The 25634-nt window shown below is 57.4% G+C and carries 18 protein-coding genes and 1 tRNA gene; 11 read left to right on the top strand and 8 right to left on the bottom strand.

The annotated features are described in order from the left end of the window. The first annotated feature begins 6 nt into the window (after positions 1 to 6). Positions 7 to 1224 carry a tyrosine-type recombinase/integrase gene (locus ACVW0Y_RS13780; RefSeq protein ID WP_457438891.1) on the top strand — a complete coding sequence of 406 codons (1218 nt, stop codon included), beginning with the start codon at positions 7 to 9 and terminating at the stop codon, positions 1222 to 1224. A gap of 638 nt (positions 1225 to 1862) precedes the next feature. Here ACVW0Y_RS13780 and ACVW0Y_RS13775 read toward each other — a convergent pair. Then, positions 1863 to 2153 (bottom strand): hypothetical protein, encoded by a 291-nt coding sequence (locus ACVW0Y_RS13775; RefSeq protein ID WP_457438890.1) that lies wholly within the window; start codon positions 2151 to 2153, stop codon positions 1863 to 1865. A 183-nt stretch (positions 2154 to 2336) separates the two neighbouring features. On the opposite strand from ACVW0Y_RS13775, the gene ACVW0Y_RS13770 reads away from it, so the two are divergent. The 7 genes from ACVW0Y_RS13770 (at position 2337) to ACVW0Y_RS13740 (ending at position 12114) form a co-directional block, all read left to right on the top strand. Then, the gene (locus ACVW0Y_RS13770; protein ID WP_457438889.1) at positions 2337 to 4670 is read left to right on the top strand and encodes a type I restriction-modification system subunit M; all 2334 of its coding nucleotides are present in this window, start codon (positions 2337 to 2339) and stop codon (positions 4668 to 4670) included. 41 nt (positions 4671 to 4711) lie between these two features. After that, on the top strand, positions 4712 to 6016 hold the full coding sequence (locus ACVW0Y_RS13765) for a restriction endonuclease subunit S (RefSeq protein WP_457438888.1): 1305 nt from the start codon (positions 4712 to 4714) through the stop codon (positions 6014 to 6016). Then, positions 6013 to 9276 carry a type I restriction endonuclease subunit R gene (locus ACVW0Y_RS13760; RefSeq protein WP_457438887.1) on the top strand — a complete coding sequence of 1088 codons (3264 nt, stop codon included), beginning with the start codon at positions 6013 to 6015 and terminating at the stop codon, positions 9274 to 9276. The genes ACVW0Y_RS13765 and ACVW0Y_RS13760 overlap by 4 nt, the downstream gene beginning before the upstream one ends. 1127 nt (positions 9277 to 10403) lie before the next feature. Next, positions 10404 to 10865, top strand: coding sequence for a hypothetical protein (locus ACVW0Y_RS13755; protein WP_457438886.1), 462 nt, complete (start codon positions 10404 to 10406; stop codon positions 10863 to 10865). A gap of 28 nt (positions 10866 to 10893) precedes the next feature. Next, positions 10894 to 11196, top strand: coding sequence for a site-2 protease family protein (locus ACVW0Y_RS13750; protein WP_457438885.1), 303 nt, complete (start codon positions 10894 to 10896; stop codon positions 11194 to 11196). After that, positions 11189 to 11797: a LysE family translocator gene (locus ACVW0Y_RS13745; protein ID WP_457438884.1), complete on the top strand. Its 609-nt coding sequence runs from the start codon at positions 11189 to 11191 to the stop codon at positions 11795 to 11797. Before ACVW0Y_RS13750 ends, ACVW0Y_RS13745 begins: the two co-directional genes overlap by 8 nt. Before the next feature lie 32 nt (positions 11798 to 11829). Continuing rightward, a complete protein-coding gene (locus ACVW0Y_RS13740; RefSeq protein WP_457438883.1) occupies positions 11830 to 12114 on the top strand; it encodes a helix-turn-helix domain-containing protein in 285 nt (94 codons plus the stop codon). Positions 12115 to 13128: 1014 nt separating this feature from the next. Here ACVW0Y_RS13740 and ACVW0Y_RS13735 read toward each other — a convergent pair. The 5 genes from ACVW0Y_RS13735 to rpsU all read right to left on the bottom strand — a co-directional run bounded on the left by ACVW0Y_RS13735 (position 13129) and on the right by rpsU (position 21556). Then, positions 13129 to 13205, bottom strand: a tRNA-Ile gene (locus ACVW0Y_RS13735). Between the two features lie 16 nt (positions 13206 to 13221). Next, positions 13222 to 16956: a bifunctional diguanylate cyclase/phosphodiesterase gene (locus tag ACVW0Y_RS13730; protein ID WP_457438882.1), complete on the bottom strand. Its 3735-nt coding sequence runs from the start codon at positions 16954 to 16956 to the stop codon at positions 13222 to 13224. Between the two features lie 141 nt (positions 16957 to 17097). After that, positions 17098 to 18948, bottom strand: a complete 1851-nt coding sequence (gene rpoD, locus ACVW0Y_RS13725; RefSeq protein ID WP_457438881.1) for an RNA polymerase sigma factor RpoD — start codon at positions 18946 to 18948, stop codon at positions 17098 to 17100. A gap of 67 nt (positions 18949 to 19015) precedes the next feature. Next, complete coding sequence (gene dnaG, locus ACVW0Y_RS13720) at positions 19016 to 21019, bottom strand: DNA primase (RefSeq protein ID WP_457438880.1); 2004 nt, start codon at positions 21017 to 21019, stop codon at positions 19016 to 19018. A gap of 321 nt (positions 21020 to 21340) precedes the next feature. After that, positions 21341 to 21556 carry a 30S ribosomal protein S21 gene (gene rpsU, locus ACVW0Y_RS13715; RefSeq protein WP_002551877.1) on the bottom strand — a complete coding sequence of 72 codons (216 nt, stop codon included), beginning with the start codon at positions 21554 to 21556 and terminating at the stop codon, positions 21341 to 21343. Between the two features lie 198 nt (positions 21557 to 21754). Between rpsU and tsaD the strand changes: the two genes are divergently transcribed. Continuing rightward, positions 21755 to 22780: a tRNA (adenosine(37)-N6)-threonylcarbamoyltransferase complex transferase subunit TsaD gene (gene tsaD / locus ACVW0Y_RS13710; RefSeq protein WP_457438879.1), complete on the top strand. Its 1026-nt coding sequence runs from the start codon at positions 21755 to 21757 to the stop codon at positions 22778 to 22780. A gap of 3 nt (positions 22781 to 22783) precedes the next feature. Here the strand turns inward: tsaD and plsY are convergent, their stop codons facing one another. Beyond that, positions 22784 to 23353 carry a glycerol-3-phosphate 1-O-acyltransferase PlsY gene (plsY, locus tag ACVW0Y_RS13705; protein WP_457438878.1) on the bottom strand — a complete coding sequence of 190 codons (570 nt, stop codon included), beginning with the start codon at positions 23351 to 23353 and terminating at the stop codon, positions 22784 to 22786. A gap of 76 nt (positions 23354 to 23429) precedes the next feature. Here plsY and folB point away from each other — a divergent pair, with 76 nt between their 5' ends. Both folB and folK read left to right on the top strand, forming a co-directional pair. Beyond that, a complete protein-coding gene (gene folB, locus ACVW0Y_RS13700; protein WP_457438877.1) occupies positions 23430 to 23786 on the top strand; it encodes a dihydroneopterin aldolase in 357 nt (118 codons plus the stop codon). After that, positions 23777 to 24295, top strand: a complete 519-nt coding sequence (gene folK / locus ACVW0Y_RS13695; RefSeq protein WP_457438876.1) for a 2-amino-4-hydroxy-6-hydroxymethyldihydropteridine diphosphokinase — start codon at positions 23777 to 23779, stop codon at positions 24293 to 24295. The genes folB and folK overlap by 10 nt, the downstream gene beginning before the upstream one ends. A gap of 82 nt (positions 24296 to 24377) precedes the next feature. Here folK and ACVW0Y_RS13690 read toward each other — a convergent pair whose 3' ends face one another. Further along, complete coding sequence (locus ACVW0Y_RS13690) at positions 24378 to 25598, bottom strand: multifunctional CCA addition/repair protein (RefSeq protein ID WP_457438875.1); 1221 nt, start codon at positions 25596 to 25598, stop codon at positions 24378 to 24380. Positions 25599 to 25634 lie beyond the last annotated feature (36 nt).

Here is a 25634-nt window from a genome sequence, read left to right as displayed (position 1 = left end):
TGCGCGATGGGTGAGACGCGATATATCGACTTCAGCGATGCGGCTATTAAGCGGGTAGCGAACGACGAAAGCGTGCGGGTGCTGCGTGATGAATTTTATCCAGAGCTTCGCTTGCGATTCCGCGATAACCACCGACAGGCGGCATGGGACGTGCGCCACGATGGAAAGTGGAAGAAGGCTGGTAACTGGCCGCGCTGGAGTTGGAGCGCGATGCTCGCCGCGTTGCCGGGAGTTCTGGCTTCGCGGGCTAGTAATGGGGTGTCTGCGCGAGTCGGCACCTTGGTAACGGTAGGTGATCTGCTGGCGTGGTACCTGGAGCGGCATTTGAATACGGCCACGCTTTCCAAGGCGCGCAAGGCTGCTTGTCGAACGATGTTCAGAGGTTGGCTCCAGCCGCGCTTGGGCGCGGTTTCTATTGTTGCGCTGAATCGGGCTCAACTGGACCGTCTGTTGATTCAGCCTATGCAAGCTGAGCTTGCACCAGCGACGGTGTGCAAGGCGTATCGAATGCTGTTGGCGGCTATCCACGCGGCGCAACGACTTGGGCTGCTGGTGCGCAATCCGCTGGAAGGGGTGAAGTTTCCTGAGTTCGGGCTCGGGCCGATCCGGCCGAAGGAGGCGCGGTTATTTCCGAAGGACGCAGGAGCTGTAGTCGCTCGGCTGGCTGAGCGTATCGAGGCTGATCCGCGTGACTGCCTGCTGGCATTGTTGATGCTGCTGCATGGCACACGAGTAGGTGAGACTCGGCAGGCGCGCTGGGCTGACTTCGATTTAGAAAACGGGTGGTGGGTGATTCCCGCAGAGCGAACTAAGACGCGGGCGCGGCATGAGCTGCCATTGACGGTTAGTGCAATCGCGCTGCTTCGTTGGTACCGGGAGGTTCGGCCCGAGAAGCTCAGTGTTTTCCTATTTCCCAGTGGGCATGGGCGTCCGCTCTCGGAGGCGGCGGCTGGTTGGGTCATACGTGGGCTGAGCGGTGGGGCGTGGTCCAGTCATGACCTGCGAAAGGTGGCGCGAGCGGGTTGGGCTGAGCTGGGGGTCGACTATCTGATAGCTGAGCAGTTGCTTAATCACGCAATGCCTGGGCTGGCTGCCACCTATGTTCAAACGGACCTGTCGCGGTTGAAACGCGAGGCGCTTGAGCTATGGCATGGAAAAGGAAACGGCAGGGCGCAGGGCTTGTCTGTGGGCTCTCGTTTTCCGCAGGTGAGTCCGGGTCAATGATCGCGTGAAGTGAGGCGAGGAGCAGATTGTGTGGGGGCTTGGGCGCGGCGCTGTGTGCTGAATGTCATCTAGTGTCGCTGGTGTGTGCTTTGGGGTGATTTCTGGGGAGTTTTAGGGGTTGATTGGTTCAGGTGCTTGGCTGCGTGGGCCGGTGGTGATGTTTTTTGTGCGTAGGCGCGGCGGGTGTGGCGGAGGCGGGTTGATGGGTCCGTACTAGGCTTGTTTCGGTTGGGAGGTATAGCGCTCTATTTCGCGCACTTGCGGCTAAGGCTCAACCTGCTTGTCGGTGAGTAAATGTTTGGTGTTGAGTCCAAGAGCTTCCGCTGTTGCCTATCGTGTTCATGATTGTCTAATCAAATCAATTGCTAGCGTCGATAAATGTAAGAAATCCGCTCAGTGCAGAATTTTGCTCGGAAGGGGGGCGCAGCGGTTCGCGAGCGCCAGTGATCGGCCAGAAGTGGTCGTTTAGAGCAGGGAAATAATTTGTCCCCTGTTCCTCTCCAGCCATTGACCGCCTTCGTGCACCAGGGGGGCGCGAAAACCGAATAGCAGCGCTAACGCAATCGCCGAAACAGCCCCATCGCATTTAACTCGCAGCAGCACCGTGGTAGTCGCGAAATCAGCAACGCTCAGCCGGTTTACAGGGCAATGCTGCCGTTGCACGGGCGGGGCTGGGTGGTTTTCATCGTTTCAGGCCTTTTCTTTTTCAATCGCGCCAGTGTGGCGGCATAGGCTTCCTGCACATCTGCTCGCTGCTCTTGGTTGAAATCGAACCCGGCCTCCAGTGAGGGGATATGGCCTTGGTTACCCAATTGTCCGATGGCCTTCAACGCCTTTTTCAGCAGCACAGCATCGCCACCGATTATCTGTTTTTCGAAGCGCAGTACATCGATGATCGGCTCGACCAGCGACGTGTTTGCCTTCAGCAACTCAGCCGGAAATAGCTTGCCGTTTAGCTGTCGCTAGCAGCAGAGGCGTTGGCCGCAAGGCCAGCGCCTGTTTGGGATGATTCCCGAAGGCTTTGCCGCGCATCTTTGTCGCATAATACGGCCAAGCTTTTCATATTCGTGCTGGCGCCACTGTGAGCGTCGCATTACAGGGATTTTAAAAAAATGTCGCAAGCCTCTAATAATCTGGCCGCTTACATCTGGTCTTTGGCCGATCTCCTGCGTGGCGAATTTAAGCAGAGCCAGTACGGCCGCATCATCCTGCCGTTCACCCTTTTGCGGCGTCTTGAGTGCGTATTGGAGGCCAGCAAGGCGGCGGTGCTGACCGAGCATGCACGCGTGCAGCAGCTAAATATTTCCGAAGAGGCCCAAGAGAAACTGCTGCTGCGTGCCACTGGCGGTCTGTCGTTTTTCAATACCTCGAAAATGGATATGTCCACGCTTGGCGAAGCTGGCATCAAGGCCAACCTGGAGTCCTATCTGCAGGGTTTCTCCAAGGATGCTCGGGAGATTTTCGATCACTTTAAATTCACCGAATTCCTCGGTCTGCTCAATGATACCAATCTGCTCTACAAGGTTGTGCAGCGGGTGCGCAAAACCGACTTAAGTCCTGCCGCTGTGTCCAACCACGATATGGGGCTGGTGTTTGAGGAGTTGATCCGCCGCTTTGCGGAAAGCTCAAATGACACCGCCGGGGAACACTTTACCCCTCGCGACATCGTCCGTCTCACCACCTCCCTGGTATTTATGGAGGATGACGACGCCCTGACCAAGCCTGGCATCATCCGCACCATTTACGACCCCACGGCCGGCACCGGCGGCTTTCTCTCCTCCGGCATGGAGTACGTGCACGAGCTCAACCCGCAGGCCGTGATGCGCGCCTATGGTCAGGAGCTCAACCCCGAGAGTTACGCCATCTGCAAAGCCGACATGCTGATCAAGGGTCAGGACGTCAGCAACATCAAACTCGGCAACACCCTGTCGAACGACCAGCTGTACGCCACCGAGTTTGACTACATGCTCTCCAACCCGCCGTTTGGTGTGGATTGGAAGAAGATCGAGCAAGAGATCAGCATCGAGCACACTGAAAAAGGCTTCAACGGCCGTTTTGGCGCGGGTTTGCCACGCGTCAGCGATGGCTCCTTGTTGTTCCTGCTGCACCTGATTAGCAAGCTGCGCGACGGCTCCCAGGGTGGCGGGCGGATTGGCATCATCCTCAATGGTTCGCCGTTGTTTACCGGCGGGGCCGGTTCTGGCGAGTCGGAGATCCGCCGCTACATTCTTGAAGCTGACTTGCTCGAGGCCATCGTCGCGCTGCCCACCGACATGTTCTACAACACCGGCATCTCCACCTATGTGTGGGTGCTGTCGAACAAAAAAACCGCCGAGCGCAAGGGCAAGGTCCAGCTGATTAATGGCGTGAACCTGTGTGGAAAAATGCGTAAATCCCTTGGTTCCAAACGCAATGAAATGGCCGAGGACGATATCGCTACTGTCATTCGCGCCTTCGGCAGTTTTGCCGCCATCGATGCCTACGAGCTGGACAAACAAGCAGCACAGAAAAGCAACCGCGGCCGCCAAGCAGCCAACCCCAAAGCCGAGGTGGCCAAGACCTTTGCCAGCAAGATCTTCAACACATATGAGTTTGGCTATCGGCGCATCAGCATCGAGCGGCCGTTGCGCCTGTCTTGGCAGTTCAGTGATGAGCGCGTGGCCGAGCTGCGTTTCGCTCCCAGTGCCCTCAACAGCGCCATGCGCTGGGTCTACCAAGAGTTCAGCGCCCTGGAAGGTGAGACCTGGGACGACGGCGATTGTTGTAAGCGCTACGGCGAGCTGAGCGGCCATGAAGACGCCATCCGCCGTTACTGCAAGCTGCACTTCGCCGAACTGAAAGAGAAGCACCTCAAGGATCTACTTAGCCGCACCACCTGGATGGATCAAAAGCGTCTGTTGCTCAAGGCGCAGCAACTGCAGGCCAGCATCGGCACCGACCAGCATGACGACTTCAATATCTTTGACGACGCCCTCAAAGCCGCCTGCAAGCAACAAGACATTGCCCTGGACGCCAAAGACAAGAAACAGCTCACCGATGTCATGAGCTGGAAGAACCCAGCCGCCGCCAAGGTCATCAAGAAAATCCACAAAACCCCAGCCAACCCGCTGTATGGCTTATTTGCCGTTGATGGCGAAGTGTTGGAATACCAAACGGACAGCGAGCTGCGCGACAACGAAAACGTCGCCCTCGACCCCTCGCAATCGGTTAACGCCATTAACGAAGCCTACTTCCTTAAAGAAGTGCAGCCCCACGTACCCGATGCCTGGATAGATGCCGGCAAGAAGGATGCGAAGGACCAGCAAGTCGGCATCGTCGGTTATGAAATCCCCTTTAACCGGCATTTCTACCAGTACCAACCGCCACGGAATTTGCTTGAGATTGATGCCGATCTGGATGCCGTATCAGCCGAGATTATGGCCTTGCTGCAAGAGGTGCATTCGTAATGGCGGGGCGGTATAAGCCGTATTCTGAATATAAGGATTCTGTGGTTGAGTGGCTGCGTGAAATCCCAGTGCACTGGGATGTTAGCAAGCTACGTTATATGTTTTCTTTTGGTAAGGGATTAACTATTACCAAAGAAAACCTGCTAGACGAAGGGGTGCCTTGCGTGAACTATGGTGAGGTTCATTCAAAATATGGTTTTGAGCTGGACCCTTCTATTCACCCACTTAAGTGCGTTAGTGAAAATTATTTAATTTCATCGTCAGGCGCTCTGTTGTTAATGGGGGATTTGGTTTTTGCAGACACATCAGAAGATATTGATGGGTCGGGGAACTTCACCCAGCTAACTACCGATAAAGTTGTCTTTGCTGGATATCACACCATTATTGCCCGCCCAATAGATAGGCAGTGTAGCCGTTTCTATGCATATCTCTTTGATTCACGTGAGTTCAGAACTCAAATTAGGAACGCGGTTAAAGGTGTAAAGGTTTTTAGCGTTACTCAGGCTATTTTGCGAGGCATCAATATTTGGCTTCCTACGCTTGATGAGCGAAAAACAATTGCCAATTTCCTCGATCACGAAACCGCCAAAATCGACACCCTGATCGAAAAGCAACAACAGCTGATCCAGCTGCTAAAAGAAAAACGTCAGGCCGTGATTAGCCATGCCGTCACCAAAGGCCTCTCTTCATTAAACGGCGGGCCCGGCGCCAAGATGCGCGACTCGGGTGTTGAGTGGCTGGGGGAAGTGCCGGAAGGATGGGAAATAAAAAAGCTCAAGTATTTGTGCACTCTACAGACTGGCGATAAAAACACCGAGGATGCAGTGAGTGAGGGTGAGTACCCATTTTTTGTTCGATCACAAACTGTAGAGCGATTAAGCAGCTTTACCGCTGATTGCGAAGCTGTTCTAACAGCGGGTGATGGCGTTGGGGTCGGTAAAGTCTTTCATTATATTAACGGTAAGTTCGATTTTCATCAGCGCGTTTATATGATGAATAAATTCAATTTTGTTAACGGGAAATTTTTCTTTCATTATCTTTCTAATATGTTTCACAAGGTGGCGCTGGACGGCGGTGCAAAATCGACTGTCGATTCATTGAGAATGCCTGTATTTACGAACTTCATCATCACCGTTCCGCCGATGCAAGAGCAGGCGTCAATTGTTAAGTTTGTCGAGTCTAACAATGATCTCTTCGATGATTTAACGCTTAAGGCAAGCAATGCTATTGAGTTAATGCAAGAGCGCCGCACCGCCCTAATCTCCGCCGCCGTTACCGGCAAGATCGACGTAAGAGACTGGGCCGCGCCGCAAGCCAGTCCAACCCACAAGGAAGTAGCCCCATGAATGCATTGGCTGGCGGTAAGGCCAACGAGCTGACCTTTCAAAACGACATGCTTAAACACTTGCTGGCTAACGGCTGGCTGCTGGGCAAGGCAGAGCACTACAACCGTGAACTGGCCCTGTACCCGGAAGACTTGCTGGGTTTTGTGCAAGAAACCCAGGATGAGCAATGGCAGAAATTTTGTGCGCTGTACCCCAGCAACCCCGAGCAGCACTTTCTGGAGCGGGTCGCCAGCCAGCTGAATAAAACCGACCCGAATGCCGCCAGTAAAGACATGCGCACCTTCGGCACCTTGGGGGTGCTCCGCCATGAACTGCGCCACCGTGGCACCCGTTTTAGCCTGTGCCAGTTCAAGCCCGAACATGATCTGAACCCGGATACCTTGGCGCGCTACGCCAAGAACCGCTGCCGGGTGGTGCCGGAGTTGGTGTACTCACCCTGGGCGACTCAAGAGCATCTGGAACAGACCGGCAGCAAGGCCCAAGCCTGGCGGATTGACCTGGTGTTGTTTGTAAACGGTTTGCCAGTGGCCACGCTGGAGCTGAAGTCCGAATTCAAGCAGGCCGTGCACAACGCCATTAAGCAATACAAAACCACGCGCTTTGCCATCGACCCAGTGACCAAAAAGTCCGAACCGCTGCTGACCTTTAAGCGCGGGGCGCTGGTGCATTTTGCCGTCAGCCAGTACGAGGTCTATATGGCCACGCGGCTGGAGGGCGCGGCGACTTACTTCTTGCCGTTTAACAAAGGCACCACGGCCGGCGGTGCCGGTAACGATGTGCCGACCGACCTTAACCAGTACGCCACCGATTACCTGTGGAACGAGGTGTTGCTGCCGAACAACTTGCTGTCGATTCTCGGCCACTTTGTGCACCTGCAAATCGAAGAGAAGGAAGATTGGGAAGGCCGTAAGTACAAAAAAGAAAGCCTGATTTTCCCGCGTTATCACCAGTGGGATGTGGTGAATAAGCTGGTTAACGCGGCCCGCACTGAAGGCCCAGGGCATAAGTACCTGATCCAGCACAGCGCAGGGTCGGGTAAGTCCAACTCGATTGCCTGGGTCGCCCACCAGCTGTCGTCGATCTACAGCGCGCAGGGTGGCAAACAGTTCAACTCGGTGATCGTTGTCACGGACCGCACCGTGCTGGATGACCAGCTGCAAGACACCATCAATCAGTTTGAACACGTCGATGGCGCGGTGGGGCGGATCAATAACAAGGAGGGTGACGGCTCTAAATCCGAGAAACTCGCGGTGGCGCTGGAAAACTCCCAGCCGATTATTATCGTCACCATCCAGACCTTCCCCTATGTGCTGCGCGCCATCGAGAACAGCCTCAGCCTGAAAACCCGCAGCTACGCGATCATTGCCGACGAAGCGCACTCCTCGCAAAGCGGCTCGACCGCGCGGCAGCTAAAAGAAGTGCTGATGATCGAGGCCAAGGCCGATGGTGAGGACGAACTCAGCTCTGAGGACATTCTCGATGCCGCTGTGGCCTCACGCAAAGCCTCAAAAAACCTAAGCTACTTTGCCTTTACCGCCACGCCAAAAACCAAGACGCTGGAGCTGTTTGGCCGCTTGCCCAAGCCAAGTGAACAACCCTCGAAAACCAATAAGCCCGAGGCCTACCATGTGTACAGCATGCGTCAGGCCATCGAAGAGGGCTTTATTCTCGATGTGCTGAAGAACTACACCAACTACAAAGTGGCCTACAACCTGGCGCAAAAAATCGATAAGGCCGACCAGGAAGTCGAGAGCAAAAAGGCCAAGGTCAAGCTCAACCAGTGGGTGCGTCTGCACGAGTACAACATCGCGCAGAAGGTGCAGGTAATCGTTGAGCACTTTCGCAGCAACGTCATGGGTCTGCTGGGCGGGCAAGCCAAGGCCATGGTAGTCACAAGCTCACGCAAAGAAGCGGTGCGCTACAAGCTGTGTTTCGACAAATACATCGTCGACAAGGGTTACCAGAAGATCCATGCCATGGTGGCGTTCTCCAGCGAGGTGGAATTCACCGAGAAAGACCCGAACTCAGTCGCGCTGCTGGGCATTAAATACACCGAGAGCAACATGAACCCCAACCTCAAAGGCCGCGACATGCGCAAAGCCTTTGATAGCGACGATTATCAAGTGATGATCGTGGCTAATAAGTTTCAGACCGGCTTCGACCAGCCCAAGCTGTGCGCCATGTACGTGGACAAAAAGCTCGGCGGTGTCGAGTGCGTGCAGACCCTGTCACGCTTGAACCGCACGTACCCAGGCAAGGCGGACGTCGGCACCTTTATCCTGGATTTTTTCAACGAGCCGCAGGACATCCTTGACTCGTTCCAGCCGTATTTTCAGACGGCAGAGCTGGCGGATGTTTCCAACCCTGACTTGATCTTCGATCTGTTTGAGAAACTCAACGCGGCTGGCATCTATAAGACGAGCGAGGTTGAGCAGTTCTGCTCGGCCTTCTTCGTTAAGAACAAAAGCAATGCAGCGATTGCCAATATTTGCAAACCGGCGGTGGAGCGTTGGACCAAGCGTTACAAGCTGGCGGTTGATGCCTACGCGCACTCAAAAGAAATATTTGAACGGATTAAAAAGACCCAGGACGCGGTGTTGATCGCCAACGCTGAAAACGATCTGAAGGAATGCAAGCAAGCCAAGGATGCCCTGGATATCTTCAAAAAGGATCTGGGTACCTTCGTGCGTTTCTATGAGTTCATGTCGCAGATCGTCGATTACGACGACAAGCAGCTGGAAAAGCTCAGCCTGTACGCGCGCAATCTAAGTCCAATGCTGCGTGAAACTGCGGTGGATGAAGATGATATTGACCTAGACAGTATCGTGCTCAGCCATTACCGCGTTTCGAAAATACGCCAGCAAGACCTCAAGCTAAAAGAAGACTCGCCCGACTATAAGCTTGTGCCGGGAGAGGGGCTTGGCTCCGCCGTGGCGAAGGACAAAAAAGAAGAGTTGCTCTCGCAGATATTGGCGCGGCTCAACGAGCTATTTGTGACCGACCAACTGACAGACAAAGACATGGTGAATTACGCCTACACCATCCGCGACAAGGTCAGTGAAAATCAATTGGTCATGCAGCAACTGGCCAATAACACCGCCGAGCAAGCACTGCTGGGTAGCTTCGCCAACGCGGTCGATGACGCGATCATGGACAGTGGCGATGCCCACCAGAACCAGATGATGCAGCTACTATCTGATCCAGGTAAGGCCAGTAAGTTTGCGCGGGTGGTGTTTGATTTGCTCAGATTGGCGAGGTAGCGGGCCTGCTGATTAATAGCCAGTTGAATATGCAGCGCGTAACTATTGGGCGCTGCTTTATTCCTTCACCACTAGCCATGCTCCGCATCGAATGACCAGCCAAGCCGTTCACCTTTGGCGAACGAAAACAGCTGCTTTTTGACAACAAAGGCAGTTGATCATTTTGGCCGTTTTCGGCCTCGCTTCACATTCGTTACTCTGACCTAAAAACGCCCAAAACGCCCAACTGCCCCATACTTGAAGGCTTCAAGTATGGGGGGGCGGGGACGTACTTGAAGGATCGCCTGACGGCTGCTTCAAGTATGCCCCCGCATATTTGTTGTCAAAGTCCGAGCAAAAGCGCGCGCAGCATTTGTCATCAAAGTGAAGTAGCCAGCGCCGGGGGCGCTGAAGGAGCAATCAGGCGATGCCAAACGATGGCATCGCGGGCGGGGGTAAGGCGTTGCCAACTCAAAAGTGCTGGCCCGCAAAAGGAAAGTTAGCTATGTGTAATTTTTTTAAGTATTTGATTTATAAAATTTAACGTGGTGAATATAACCGAGAAAACCAGTGCCAGTTGAGGCACTGGCGCTGCCACAACTGACGCTCAGAATACCCGTGATGGCGCTTTGCGGAGTCACTGTGGGCACTGTCAGTGACGGTAATGACTCTGCCTCCTGAGCGTAAATTTCATACCCCAGTCGTATCGCCTGCCTCGCTGTCACACGCGTGGTGTGTCGCAGCATGACTATGCGATATGGCCCGAGTGTCGCAGTTTCGCCCTGTCATACCCTTGGCGTGTCGCAATTCCCTGTTCGATACAAGCGCCATATTGCATCTGCCAAATATAGCGGGTGTCTCCGGCATGTGCGGGATTGCCCCCCATACGTGACCACCCGTCTGTATTTGACCTGGCCAGTCATGTGCATTGCATCCGACCACCGATTGCATCGGTTTTGACCTGCGCGCTTCGTAACCATGATTGGCAGAGAACTGTACATTCTTGCCGGGGGCAGTGACCGGCAGAAATCGGCCAATAGCAGTCGTTTGACTGTTTCAATCGAAGGCGCGTAAAACGCCTGGATTATCTGGTGAGTGCGTTCTGCTCATCCCGCGTTTGTGCCATCTACTTATCAAGGACTGATGCAGTGTTAGACGAACCCAATTTCGAATCCCTTCCCACCGCTGACGATTTCTACTACGACGGCGACTGTGAAGAAAAATGGGTCAGAGAACACTACCTCGGTAAAGACATCGAATTTGCCCGCAAGCGCTATTACACGCACTGCTCGCTGTCCGTTCTTCATGACTGGAGTCATGTGGGTCCTCTGGCCTTACGCTTTTACATACTGGGTGCGTGCAGGTACTTGCAGGAAGAGGGAGCTAGGGATGACATTGATGTTTATAACGGGCTAGCGCATCTCCTCCTAAGAAAGCTCGTAGAGCACCCAAAGGAGTTGGCGTTCATCTCAGCTTACGTCGCAGATTTTTCTCGGTGGGCGCTGGAGAATCACGAGAAATTCAGAGCTACCGAACACGAGCACATCTATGGGGACGTCATCCAGAGATACCGGGAGCTGCAAAAGCTTGCGGGGGACTTGAAGGGGTGAACCACCCCCTGTTTTTTTCAGACACGCTATGACTGCTTCTGGCCGGGAGTTGCCGGTAGCAACAGTCTGGAATGTCGCGTTTCTGGAGACCTGCGCGTCTCTCAATCTATTTCTCTGTGTGGTCAACATGCTGCCCGTGATGCCACTGGATGGCGCGACGTGCATTCAGGCCCTGAGCAGTGAGCGCGTGTGGAATTACTACAAGCACATTCAGCCCTGCCTCTATGTCACCGGCGCCGGGTTGTTGTTCACGGGTTTGTTAAGCAAGTACATCGTTTGGGCTACACAGAGTCTTCTGAATGCCCTGCCTAGTGGAGTGATTAATGGCTAGTTACGGACTGTTTCTAATTCTGGCAACCCTGACCGTGCTCAGCCCCGGTCCTGGGGTGGTGCTGACGATTTCCAACTCGCTGCGTCACGGCTGGACCGGTTCGCTGCCCGGCATCTTCGGTATCGCGTTGGGCGCTTTTGTCGTCGCGGGTATTTCCGCCAGTAGCGTAGGCTTGATCCTGGCCGCCTCGGCCACTGCGTTCACCATTCTCAAATACATCGGCGCACTGTACTTGTTGTACTTGGGGATCAGGATGTGGCGTACAAAGAGTTTTATCCCCGAACTCAAAGTCACTTCGTCGCGTCCGTGGCGTCGGTTCGTCGAGGCGTTGTCGATCCAGTTGCTGAACCCTAAGGCCGGTTTCTTCTTTCTCGCAGTATTCCCTCAGTTCATCAAACCCGAGGGTAACTACTACAGCCAGTTCTTCTTGCTGGTGTCGTCCTATAGCTTGCTCGTCGTACTGGTTCATACCGGATATGCCCTCATGGCCAACGGCGCAAGAGGCTGGCTCTCCACGAACAAGGGCGCCAGGATTGTCGGTAAACTGTCGGGTATCACCTTCTTTTGCTTTGGCGTGCTGATGGCTTCAGCCAGCAAATAAACAGACTTGAATGATTTAACCCAGGAGGCTTCATGGCCAGGAAGGCAATCAATTTTTTACTATTGGACGAAGACCGCGAGCGACTGAAGAAAATCGCCCGTTCCGGACTTCTGCCGTATAGAAGCGTCACTCGGGCTTCGATTCTGCTGTTACTGGAAAGCGGACTCTCCCCCAAGGAAGTCAGCTTCCGGCTGAACATCTCGGCACCGGTAGTGTTCAAGTGGCGTAGCCGTTACTTGGCGTTCGGTATCGATGGGTTGGAGGATCTTCCTCGCAGCGGATTGCCGAAGGTATCGCCGATGGTCGTGGGTGGATAACGCGCTTCGGTATCGCTCAGACGGGCTCTTGAGGCGCAATCATTCGGGTCTTTGGTGAGCCGTTTGAGTTGTGCTTGTTGAGGCTGATGCCGATTTGACCCACTTGCCGACGCAGGACTGCCCCACCTCCACCTCCACATCAGCACAAACCCTGCCCAGGTAATGTTTTTCAAGGATCGGACTGGGTCAGTTTTCGGCCAGAAGAGGACGTTTAGAGTATGGAAATAAATCCATTCCCTTTTCTCACCTATACCTCATACCCAAACTGTTTGAAGTAACGCCTGATCAACAACTTCTTTTTCTTGCAGCGTGAAAAATAGTTGTAGTTAAGGGCGCGAGTGATGAAACTCGGCTCTACTTCAGCCCCAAGCTCTAGCAGCGCAATGATTGTTTCCAAATGCCTGTGTTCAACGGCGTGGATCAACGCAAAGGGTGGAATTGGAGAGCCCAGGCTCCTCAGCATACGGACGTCTTCATGCCGGTTCTCGACTGAGAGCCAATGCAGCACGTTTTCTTCGATCCAGTTGGTCTCATAGAGCAACTGTGGATTTCCAGCGACGATTGAACTGACCTTAGTCGGCTCATATAGAACGGCGTCTAACAGCAATACAAACCCGTGGGTGGGACCCTGTAAAAGCGCGTTGTAACGAGGAGGTATAAACCTGTTTCTCATAAGAGTGGCGGTTTTGCACCGCAATCAGGAAGCTGACCGTTGAGCCCAACGGCTAGTACAACTTTGGCAGCGCGGCGAAGCCAAGCGCAATCGCGGAAACTACGGGTAAAGGCTGAAACTGTCTAGTAGCTGCTTTGAACCGACCATGAAGCGCGGATCAAGAGCGTTCTCGTACGACAGGCCGCTTCTGGCCGGTACCTGCCTGTAACTACTGGCGGCTACGGGCTTCAATCTTTAGCAGTTCAGACCCCTTTTTGCGTCGAGTGCTTACAAACTGCTTACAAAGATGCCAAAAACAAAAAAGGCCAACCGCAATGGCTGGCCTAACTCTTTGATTTTATTGGTGGGCCCACACGGACTTGAACCGTGGACCAAAGGATTATGAGTCCTCTGCTCTAACCAACTGAGCTATAGGCCCTCAGAAAGTGCGCGGATTATACCGGCGCGGTTTGCGGAGTGCCAATCGCGTGGCGGGGGGTTAGGAAAGTCCCTGCGAAGTTCTCAGGGGGAACCGCACGGCTAAGGATAAAACCTTGGATCTGTTCGCAGCCTTCCTCGACCAGGAAGCGCTGTTGTTCGGGCGTTTCGACACCTTCCGCGATCACGGTGAGCTGCATGCTGCGCCCCAGGGCAATGATGGCGCGGGTGATGGCGGCGTCGTGGGGGTCTTCGGGCAGACCGCGGACGAAGGATTGGTCGATTTTCAGGGTGTCGAGCGGCAGGCGTTTGAGGTAGCTCAGGGAGGAGTAGCCAGTGCCGAAGTCGTCGATGGCCAGCAGCACGCCGAGTTTTTTCAGGTCGTGGAGGATGGTCAGGGCTTCTTCCGTCTGGTTCATGATGAAGTTTTCGGTGATTTCCAGCTGCAGCATATTTGGCTGCAGGTTGTGTTCGGCCAGCAGGTTGGCGATGCGTTTGACCAGGCGTGGCTGGCGCAGTTGGGCACCGGCGAGGTTGACCGATAGCGGGCCGAACGGTTGGTGCTGTTGTTGCCATTCGCCCATTTGTTTGCAGGCTTGGGCCAGCACCCAGTCGCCGATCGGCAGGATCAGGCCGTTGTCTTCTGCCAGGGCGATAAAACGTTCTGGTGGAACGTTGCCGAACATGGGGCTGTGCCAGCGCAGTAACGCTTCGGCGCCGACGATCTGGTGGCTTTGCAGGCACTGCTTGGGCTGGTAGTGCAGGCTCAGCTCGTTACGCTCGATGGCTCGGCGCAGTTCGTTTTCCAGGGCGATGCGGTCGGTGGCTTGTTGGGTCAGGTCGCTGGTGTACAGCTCGGCGCGGTTGCGGCCTTTGGCTTTGGAGCGGTACATGGCGGCGTCGGCATTTTTGATCAGGGTGGCGACGTCGATGCCGTCCTGGGGGAACAGGCTGGCACCGATGCTGGCGGTGATAAAAAACTCTTGGCCGTCAGCCTGGAATGGTGCGCTCAGGCAAATGAGCAGTTTGTTGGCCACCCGTTCGGCATCTTCGGCCTGGTGCAGGCCGGGCAGCAGGATGATGAATTCGTCACCGCCCAGACGTGCGACGGTGTCGATGTCGCGCAGTTGGCTGCGCAGGCGCTGGGCGGTGGCTTGCAGCAACAGGTCGCCGACCGGGTGGCCGAGGCTATCGTTGATGTGTTTGAAGCGATCGAGGTCGAGGAACAGCACGGCACCGAGGCTGCTATTGGATTGCCCGTCGGCGAGCATGGCGTGCAGGCGGTTTTCGAACAGCAGGCGGTTGGGCAGGCCGGTCAGGGAGTCGTGGTGGGCCTGGTGGTCGAGTTTGTCCTGGGCCCGTTTGAGCGAGGTGATGTCGGCGAACACGCCGACAAAATGGGTGATTCGGCCGTCGCTGTTGCGCACGGCGCTGATGGTCAGCCATTGCGGGTACAGCTCGCCATTTTTGCGTTTATTGCAGATCTCGCCTTGCCAGTGGCTGGTGGCATCGAGCTGGTGCCACATGGCGGCGTAGAAGGCGCTGTCGTGTTGGCCGGAGGCGAGTAGGTGCGGCGAGCGGCCCAAGGCTTCGGCCTCGCTGTAGCCGGTGATCTCGGTGAAGGCGCGGTTGACGGCGGTGATGCGTTGTTCGGTGTCGGTGATCAGCACGCCTTCGGCGGTGCTTTCGAAGACGGTGGCGGCGAGCTGGAGTTTTTCCTGGGTGCGGGTCCGTTCGGTGACGTCGCGGGCGATGGTCAGTACGCAGCGTTCAGCGTTGATTTGCATGCCCTGCATGGCTATTTCACATAGCCTCAGTTCGCCGCTTTTGGCGCGAATGACGGCGGTGTAGTCGCGTACCGTGCCGGTGTCTTTCAGGCGTTGCATGACGGCGCTGCGATCCGCCGGGTTATGCCACAGGCCAAGGCCGATGGTGGACTGGTTGGCGACGTCGTCAGTGCTGTAGCCGGTCAGGCCGGTGAAGCCTTCGTTCACTTCCAGGATCCGGCCGTCCTGCATGCGGGTGAGCAACAAGCCGTCGGGCGAGGCGTGAAAGGCTTTGGCGAATTTCTCTTCGGAAAACTGCAGCTGTTCCTGGGTTTTTTTCACCTGGCTGATATCGCGCACGACGACGACTAGCGCCGGGGTGTCCGCCAGTTGGAATTGCTGGGCGGAAATCAAGCCGGTGAAGAGTTCGCCGTTCTGTCGGCGGAACAGCATCTCTAGATTGTGCAGGCTTTCGCGCTGTAAACGCTGAAGCACTTGCGGGCCGGAACCGGGCACGCCCCAGAGGTTCAATTCGGTGCCGTTTTTGCCGAGCGCGTCGGCGGCGCGGAGGCCGGTGTGCTCTTCGAAGGACGGGTTCACTTCCAGTAGGCAGCCATCTTCCCGGCGGGCAATCAGGAGGATGTCCGGGCATTGCTGGAATACCGAAGCGAACTTTTGTTCGGACAGGCGCAGTGCCTGCTCGGTCTGTTTGGTTTCGGTGACTTCGATCATCACCCCGCGCAGCACCGTGGTGCCGCGGTGTTCGATCAGGGTGACGATATCGTGTACCCAGATAAGGCGGCCGTCGGCGGCGTACATGCGGTAGTCGACAGTGTGGTCGCGGCCGGCGTCGGTCTCCTGGCGGCAGTAGGTTAGGGTGCGCTCGCGGTCGTCCGGGTGCAGGGCCTTGGCCCAGAAGTCAGGGTCATGCCAGGCGCTCAGGGGGTAGCCAAAGAGTTTTTCCGCGTGGGGTGACACGTAGGAGTAGCTGAAGTCGTCGCGGTTGGCTTCCCAGGTCACGGCGGACAGACACTCCACCAGGCTGCGAAAGTGCTGCTCGCTGCTGCGCAGGGCTTGTTCGAGGTTGCTACGGCGGTTGATCTCGCTACTCAGGCGGCGGTTGACGGCGACCACGGCGATCAATACCAGCAGCAGAACCAGCAAGCTTGGCACTGCCACCATCAGGGTTTTGCGCCACACGCCGCGTTGGTCCAGTACGCCGCCGATCCAGCGTTCCTGCATGGCTTCGATTTCTTCGCTGGTGATGTCGGCGAATAGTTTGTCGAGGATGCCTACCAGCACGGCCTGGTCTTTGGGTACCGCCATCGACAGTTGATAGCGGTACGGTGTATCGCCGGTGATAGTGATGCCTTCGAGCTTGAGTTGGCGCAGGCCCCAGACGCTGGACGCGAGGTCGCCGACCAGTGCATCGGCCTGGCCGGTGCCCACTGCCTGTAGCGCTGCGGCGACGGTTGGCACAGGCAGCAGATTGAGGTCGGGGTGTTGGCTGCGCAGGATTTCATGGGGGGCGTAGTTTTCCACCACCGCCACTTTCAGGCCGTAGAGATCTTTCAACTCCCGGGGTTGCGGGCCACCGTTGCGCGCCAGGATGACGATGGGGAAGTCCAGGTAAGGACGGGTGAAGCTGAGGTAACTCTGGCGCTCCGGGGTGGACATCGCCCCGGGTAGCAGGTTGATGCTGCCGGATCTGGCCTGCTGCAACACCTCGCTCCAACTGCTGGGCTCGAAGACTTCCATCTTCACCCCCAGGCGCTTTTCCACCAGGGCGACATAGTCGGCGGCCAGGCCCATGTAGCGGCCTTGTTCATCGCGGTATTCGAAAGGTGGCCAGGTGGCGTCGACACCCATGCGCAGGGTGGGGTGGGCGGTGAGCCAGGCTTGTTCTTCCTCAGTCAGCGTCAAGGCGTGGACGGGGGCTGCCCAGTAGGCCAAACACAGCAGAAGAGTGGCAAGCAGTCGCGGCATGACGCGGCCTCGAGACAGCGTTGTAGGGATGTGCCGAGTGTAGCCTTATGGCGCGTTGCCAGCATCCAGAAAGCAAAACCCCCGGTCGAGGCCGGGGGTTTTGTTTGTGCTTTTGTTAAGCACTACTCGTTGAGCAAAAAATCACTCGTCGAGGAACGAGCGCAAGTGCTCGCTGCGGGTCGGATGGCGCAGCTTGCGCAGCGCCTTGGCTTCGATCTGCCGGATCCGCTCGCGGGTTACATCGAACTGCTTACCAACTTCCTCAAGGGTGTGGTCGGTATTCATGTCGATGCCGAAGCGCATGCGCAGTACTTTGGCTTCACGGGCAGTGAGGCCGGCGAGTACTTCGCGGGTCGCTTCCTTGAGGCTTTCAACCGTGGCGACATCGATAGGCGACTGCATAGTGGAGTCTTCGATGAAGTCGCCCAGATGGGAGTCTTCATCATCGCCAATCGGTGTTTCCATGGAGATCGGCTCTTTGGCGATCTTCAATACCTTACGGATTTTGTCCTCAGGCATTTCCATGCGCTCACCCAGTTCTTCCGGAGTAGGCTCGCGGCCCATTTCCTGAAGCATCTGACGGGAGATGCGGTTGAGCTTGTTGATGGTCTCGATCATGTGCACCGGAATACGGATGGTGCGGGCCTGGTCGGCGATCGAGCGAGTGATCGCCTGACGGATCCACCAGGTGGCATAAGTCGAGAACTTGTAGCCGCGACGGTATTCGAACTTGTCCACCGCTTTCATCAGACCGATGTTGCCTTCCTGGATCAGATCGAGGAATTGCAGACCACGGTTGGTGTACTTCTTGGCGATGGAGATCACCAGACGCAAGTTCGCTTCAACCATCTCTTTCTTCGCGCGGCGGGCCTTGGCCTCGCCGATCGACATGCGACGGTTGATGTCCTTGATCTCGGCCAGTTTCAGACCGGTCTCAGCTTCCAGGGCGACCAGCTTCTGCTGGCAACGCTGGATGTCGGCCTGCAAGCGACCAATGGCTTCAGCGTATTTGCTTTTGCCTTTGGCCAGTTGGTCGGCCCAGCTTTCATCGATTTCGTGGCTCGGGAACTGACGCAGGAAGTCGGCGCGCGGCATACGGGCATCACGCACACACAGCTGCATGATGGCGCGTTCTTGTTGACGCAGACGATCCAGGGCATCACGAACGCGGGTAACCAGGGCGTCGAACTGCTTGGGAACCAGCTTGATCGGCATGAACAAGTCGGCCAGTTCAGCGAGTTCGGCCAGGCCTTGCTTGCTGTCGCGACCGTGCTTTTTCAGCACTTTCTTGGCTTTTTCCAGTTGGTCGGCCACGGCACCAAAGCGCACGCGAGCGATTTCCGGATCTGGACCGCCATCACCTTCTTCTTCGTCGTCGCTGTCACCTTCGGCTTCTTCGTCTTCGGTTTCAGGTTCGGCAGCCGCGGCTCCGTCCTTGATAACCGGGACGGGTACTTCGGCCGGCGCGGCAATGCCGTCATCCGGGTCGATGTAGCCGCTGAGGACTTCGGCCAGACGGCCGCCCTCGGTGGTAACGCGGGTGTACTCGGAGAGAATGCTGTCGACCGTGCCTGGGAAATGGGCGATAGCGCCCATGACTTCACGAATGCCTTCCTCGATGCGTTTGGCGATTTCGATCTCGCCTTCGCGGGTCAGCAGTTCGACCGTACCCATTTCGCGCATATACATGCGCACCGGGTCGGTGGTGCGGCCAATATCGGTTTCTACCGCAGCCAAAGCAGCGGCTGCTTCTTCGGCGGCCGCTTCGTCGGTATCGGCTTCAGCCAATAGCAGAGCGTCCGCATCCGGAGCACTCTCGAATACGTTGATCCCCATGTCGTTAATCATGCGGATGATGTCTTCCACCTGTTCCGGATCTGAAATATCCTCCGGTAGGTGGTCGTTGACCTCTGCGTAAGTCAGGTAACCCTGCTCACGACCACGGCTGATCAACTCTTTAAGGCGGGACTGTTGTTGCGCTTTTCCGGACATAACACCCTATCCACTGAAGGTCTTGGCGGGCAAAAAACAAGCCGAGGATTATACCAGAGCTGAGACCTCACGCGCCAGTTGAGGTCGGGGTGACGGGAGTTGCGGTACGACTGAGCAGGTCGCGCAGCTGCTCTTTCTCTTCTGCGCTGAGCTCACTTTGACGTGCCTTGCGCAGCAAATGTTCCAGGCTGCGCTCACGTTGGCGTGCTGCCAGACTAGTTATAGTGTCGAAAAACTGTTGTTCAAGGTTGTCGGCGTCAATCAGCCATTCCTTTTCTGCAAGCGCCTTGAGCAGGCGGCCCTGTTCAGTGCCGTGCCAGCGCGCGATCAGTTGCAGTGAGCGCAATTTCGGATTCTTCTGCATGGCACCCAGCAGAGACACCAGTAGCTGGGCATAGGTGTCGTTTTCTGCGGCAAAATGGCTGGCATCTTCGACCTTTTCGGCCAGTTGCGGATGGTGCAGCAGGGTGCGCAGGGCCGTCAGTGTGGGTGATTCCACTGGCGCGGCGACGCGCGGTCCGCGAGGGAAGTCATCGCGATCACGATCACCTTTCTTGCTCCAATTCTTTTCCCATTTTTTTCCGCTTCCATTGCCTTTGCCCTTGAAGCCGGTTTTCGGCTGCCAGGTTTGCTCGGGCTGGGGGGCATAGTCTTCGTGGCCATGGTCTGGCTGCGCGTCGTAATAAGCGCTGGGGTCGAAATGCGGCGGTTCGTCCATGCTGTGCATGGCTGCAGGCGGTGCGCTGACTGGGTTGTGATGGCTGTGGGTGGGCTGGCTGAACGATTCGCTGCTAAGGCCGGTGATTTCGGTGAGCCGCTGACGCATCAGAATTTTCAGATTGGCACCTGGGATCTTGTCGATCAGCGGGGCCGCCAGCGTCGCCAGGTGTGCTTTACCTTCCAGGGAGCGTGGGTCTGCCTCCTGGGTCAGCTGCTGGAAGAAATAGTCGGCAAGCGGCTGTGCCTGTTGATTGATCCTTGCGCGGAAGGCGTCGGTGCCTTCTGCGCGGACCAGGCTGTCCGGGTCTTCACCTTCGGGCAGAAACAGAAACCGCGCGCGGCGGCCGTCCTGCAGGCTCGGTAGCGTCGACTCGAGCGCGCGCCATGCGGCGCTGCGGCCGGCCTGGTCGCCATCGAAACAGAACAGCACGCTGGGCACGATGCGGAACAGGCGTTTTAGGTGTTCTTCGCTTGTGGCGGTGCCGAGGGTGGCGACGGCGTTGCGCAGGCCTTGCTGGGCGAGCGCGATGACGTCCATATAGCCTTCAACCACCATTACTTCATCGAGGTCGCGATTGCTCTTGCGCGCCTCGTAGAGGCCATAGAGTTCCTGGCCTTTATGGAAGACCGGCGTTTCGGGTGAGTTCAGGTACTTGGGTTTGTCGTCGCCCAGAACGCGGCCGCCGAAAGCGATGACCCGGCCGCGGCTGTCGCGGATGGGGAAAATCACCCGGTCGCGAAAGCGGTCGTAGCGTTTGCCGCTGTCGGCGTTCTCAATCAGCAGGCCGGCTTCGATCATGGCCTTTTGCTGCAGCGTATCGGTGGCCAGGTGCTTGAGTAGATTGTCCCAGCCGGGCGGCGCAAAGCCCAGGCCGAAGTCCCGGGCGATTTCGCCGGACAGGCCTCGGCCTTTCAGGTAGTCGACGGCGGCTTTGCGCGTCGGGTGGCTTTTCAGCGCCTGGCGGTAGTACTCGGCTGCGGCAGTGAGCAGTGGGTAGAGCGGTGAATCGGTAGGCTGCCGCGGTTTGTGCGGGCCGCCGCGGCCGTTTTCTTCGCGCACCACCTCCATTCCGGCACTTTTCGCGAGGTCCTCCACGGCCTGGACGAAGTCCAGGTTGTCGTGGTCCATGATGAAGCCCAGGGCGTTGCCGCCAGCGCCGCAGCCAAAGCAGTAGTAGAACTGCTTGTCTGGGCTGACGCTGAAGGAGGGGGTCTTCTCTTTATGGAATGGGCAGCAGGCGCTGAAGTTTTTCCCGGTTTTCTTCAATTGCACGCGCGAGCTGACCACGTCGACGATGTCGGTGCGGTTGAGCAGGTCGTCAATGAAGCTTTGGGGAATCAGCCCGGCCATGGCGCTCTCGAAGTCGGTCGAATCGCCGGCATTGCTGCCTCGATTTCAGATGTTCGGATATAGATGCAAAGCGCTTGTTCTCGACGCATGCAGCGGCGAGGTGGCTAATCATGCCAAGAGTTGGCGGTAGGCTCTACAAGCCTTTTTCAAGCTGGGCATGCGCGGATTTTTTCCACGCAAACGCGAAAAAGCGAGGCTTATCGCAGTTGCCTGGGCAACGGGGATAACTTCGCTAATGCGTTTGAAGCGTTGTGCTATCGATTCTGCCGGCAACCCGGCTTGCGGCCGGGCGTGGCAAAACAGGCGGCGTCAGTCTGTGTATTAGTACAGACGAACGGCGCGGCGCTGTTCGCGCTGCACTTTCTTAGCGTGGCGCTTAACTGCGGCTGCAGCTTTGCGTTTACGCTCGGAAGTTGGTTTCTCGTAGAATTCGCGGCTGCGAACTTCAGCCAGAACACCGGCTTTTTCACAGGAGCGTTTGAAGCGACGCAGAGCTACGTCGAAGGGTTCGTTCTCTTTTACTTTGACGGCTGGCATCCAGAGCTACCTTCATTCATTACCGGGGTAGACGTACTCGTTGCAAACTGAGCTGGAGGACGTCGGTTTTTAAGGGTTGCGGATGTTAACGCCTCATCGCCAGGAATGCAAAGCCTCTGATCGAAAACCGCTAGGCGGCGTTACGGACGGCGATTATCATGCGCGCCTTCGAAATTGCCCAGTCTGAAGGGAAAACCCATGCTCGTGCTGGGACTAGAAACCTCTTGCGATGAAACCGGCGTAGCCTTGTATGACAGCGAGCGCGGCTTGCTGGGCGATGCCTTGTTCAGTCAGATCGACCTGCACAAAGCCTACGGCGGCGTGGTTCCGGAGCTCGCCTCGCGGGATCACGTGAAGCGCATGCTGCCGTTGATTCGTGAAGTGCTGGAGCAATCCGGCTGTGCCACTCAGGACATCAACGCCATCGCCTACACCGCCGGCCCCGGCCTGGTCGGGGCCTTGCTGGTCGGCGCTGCGTGCGCTCAGGCGCTGGCCTTTGCCTGGGAAATTCCGGCCCTTGGCGTGCACCACATGGAAGGCCATCTGCTGGCACCTATGCTGGAAGAAACCCCGCCGGAATTTCCGTTTGTCGCTCTTCTTGTTTCCGGTGGTCACACCCAGTTGGTTCGCGTCGATGGCATTGGTCAGTACCAGTTGCTCGGCGAGTCGCTGGATGACGCCGCCGGTGAAGCTTTCGATAAAACCGCCAAACTGATCGGCCTCGGCTACCCGGGTGGCCCGGAAATCGCCCGTCTGGCGCTGAGCGGCGTGCCTGGCCGGTTTGTCTTCCCGCGGCCGATGACCGACCGCCCAGGCCTGGACTTCAGTTTCAGCGGTCTGAAAACCTTTGCGCTAAACACCTGGCTGCAATGCCGCGAGGCTGGCGACGACGGCGAGCAAACCCGTTGTGACATCGCGCTGGCCTTCCAGACCGCTGTGGTCGAGACTCTGACCATCAAGTGCCGCCGCGCGCTCAAGCAGACCCATCTCAACCGGCTGGTGATTGCCGGCGGCGTGAGTGCCAACCAGGCGCTGCGTCGTTCGCTGGAAAAGATGCTTGGTGAGTTCAACGGCAACGTGTTTTATGCCCGCCCGGCGTTCTGCACCGACAATGGCGCGATGATCGCCTACGCCGGTTGCCAGCGCCTGATGGCCGGCCAGCACGAAGGCCCGGAAATCTCGGTGCAGGCGCGTTGGCCGATGGAACAGTTGCCGGCGATCTAAGGCTTAGAAATGCCGTTCGCGCCCAGCCAGCAGGTCGCGTAGATTGCTGCGGTGACGCCAGACGATCAGGCCGGTGAGCACGCTCATTGGCAGCAGAGCACCCGGTTGTTGCCAGGCCAGTAATGGCAGGGTCAGCGGGGTGGCAATCAAGGCAGCGAGGGAGCTGGTGCGGGTCAGCCAAAAGGTCAGACCCCAGCCGGCAACGGCGAGCAGGGCGGCCGGCGGATAAAGGCCCAGCAGCATGCCGGCGGCAGTCGCCACGCCCTTGCCGCCGCGAAAGTTGAAGTACAGCGGATAGAGGTGTCCGACCACCGCAGCCAGGCCGATCCAGGCTTGCTGCTGGATGTTGAAGCCCAGAACAAGGGCGATCAGCACCGGCAGCAGGCCTTTGAGCAGGTCGCCAAGCAGGGTCAGGATGGCCAGCTTTTTACCCGCCACCCGCAGCATATTGGTGGCGCCGGGATTGCCGGAGCCCGCGGCACGTGGGTCGGGGCCACCGACCAGGCGACTGAGCAGGATGGCAAAGGACAGCGAGCCGAGCAGGTAGGCGAGGATCGCCAGCAACCAAAACATGGTATCCATTCCGGGGCGAGTGAGCCCCGATTCTAACGGGGCGTAGCGCCCTTTGTCGTGCGATGGAGCAGAGTGCTTGGACAGAGTGTTTATCGAGGGTCTGGAAGTTGACACCGTAATCGGTGCCTATGACTGGGAACGTGACATTCGCCAGTGTCTGCGCCTGGACCTGAGCTTTGCCTGGGACAATCGCCCGGCCGCTGCCGGCGACGATCTGACCAAGGCGCTGGACTATGCCGCCGTTTCCACCCGTATCCAGGCTTTTGCCCAAGAGGCGCAGTTTCTTCTGGTGGAAACTTTCGCCGAGCGTCTGGCCGAGACGCTGATGAGCGAGTTCCAGATTCCCGGCTTGCGCCTGAAACTCACCAAACCCGGTGCGGTGCCTGCCGCCATCGGTGGGGTGGGCGTGGAGATTCAGCGCGGATGTCTCTGACCCCGATCCTGCTGGGCCTCGGTAGCAACGTCGAGCGCGAAACGCATCTGACGGCTGGCCTAGAGGCCTTGGCGCAGTTTCTCCAGGGTATGCAGTGCTCGCCGGTGTTCGAAAGCCAGCCGGTAGGAATCAAGAGCGGGCCGTTCTTCAATCTGGTGGTGCTGGCGCAGACAGATCTTTCGCTGCACGAACTGGACCGCCGGCTCAAGCATATCGAAGCCGACAATGGCCGCTATGCGCCAAACCGCAAGGGCCTACCGCTGGATATCGACGTGTTGACCTACGGCGATCTGGTGGGCGATTTCGACGGGCTGATTCTGCCGCGCGCGGAGATTCTCAAGAACGCCTTTGTGCTCTGGCCGCTGGCGTGGCTGGTGCCGGAACACCTGCATCCGGGTGTGCTGAAGCCCTATGGCGAGCTGTGGCGTGAGGCGCAGATTGAACAGGTGTTGGCACCCGTCGCCTTTGAGTGGCGCGGCCAGCAGCTAACGCCAATTGGCCTTTCGTAGGAGCGGCTTCAGCCGCGATCCCTGCGAACGGCAAGCTCGACAGCATCGCGGCTGAAGCCGCTCCTACGAGGCAGTGCATGCTTCAGGATGCTTTGTAGGCCTGCAAGGCTTTCAACCGCTCACGCTTGAGCGCCTCACCTAGCTCGGCGCCTTTGAATCCCTGCTCCACCAACGGCTGCACCTTCACTGCCCGCGCTGCATCGGCCGCACCGCGCAAGTACGCGGCCTGTGGATAATCGCGCTGCTCCAGGCCCAAGCGCCCACGGGCGTCCATCTCGCACGCGGCAATAAACTCTTCAAAGCGCTGCGGCCGGCGATACACGTCGAAGCTCTGCAGCAACTCCAGCAAGGTCGAGGCCTTCAGCTCCAGGGCGCGATGACCGTGGGTGTGGTATTCGCCCACCAGTAACGCCAGCTCCTGGCAATCCCGTGGCGCTTTACAGCGTTCGTTCACCGCCTTGATCAGCTTGATACCGCGATGCTCATGGGCGATATGCCGTGGCCATTCTTCTGATGGCGTCAGGCCTTTACCGAGGTCGTGCAGCAGACAGGCCCAGCGCACGGTCAGCGGCTGTTTATGCTCGGCGCATTGGCGTAGCACGCTGAGTACATGGGCACCGGTGTCGATTTCGGGGTGATGGGCTGCGGGTTGCGGTACGCCGAAGAGCGCGTCCACTTCGGGGAGCATGGCTTGCAGGGCACCACAGCTGTGCAGTACCTCGATAAATACATCCGGGCGCCCTTCCATCAGCGCGCGGGAAATTTCCTTCCAGCTGCGCTCGGGTGTGAGCGCCGACAGCTCCCCCGATTCGCTTAGCTCGCGCATCAAGGCCAAGGTCTCTTCGGCCACCTGAAAGCCCAGTTGCGCATAACGAGCGGCGAAGCGCGCCACCCTTAGCACCCGCAACGGGTCTTCGGCAAAGGCCGGGGAAACATGGCGCAGCAGGCGCGCTTCGAGATCTTGCTGGCCGCCATAGGGGTCGAACACTGTGCCCTGGTCATCTTCGGCCATGGCATTGATGGTCAGGTCGCGGCGGGTCAGGTCTTCTTCGAGGGTGACCTCGGGGCTGGCGTAGAAGGTGAAGCCGCCGTAGCCGCGCCCGCTTTTCCGTTCGGTGCGGGCGAGGGCGTATTCCTCTTGGGTTTTTGGGTGGAGAAACACCGGGAAGTCGTCACCCACCGGGCGAAAGCCCTGGGCGAGCATCTCTTCGGCAGTGGCGCCCACCACCAGCCAGTCGATATCGGTGACCGGGCGCCCGAGCAGGCGATCTCGTACAGCCCCGCCGACCTTATAAATCTGCATGAAAAACCCTCCGTTAGCGCCAGAGCATACCTGCTG

The organism is Pseudomonas sp. TE3786, from assembly GCF_054057335.1.
Note: the sequence above shows the minus strand (reverse complement) of the source record. Positions and strands in the feature narration are given on the sequence as shown.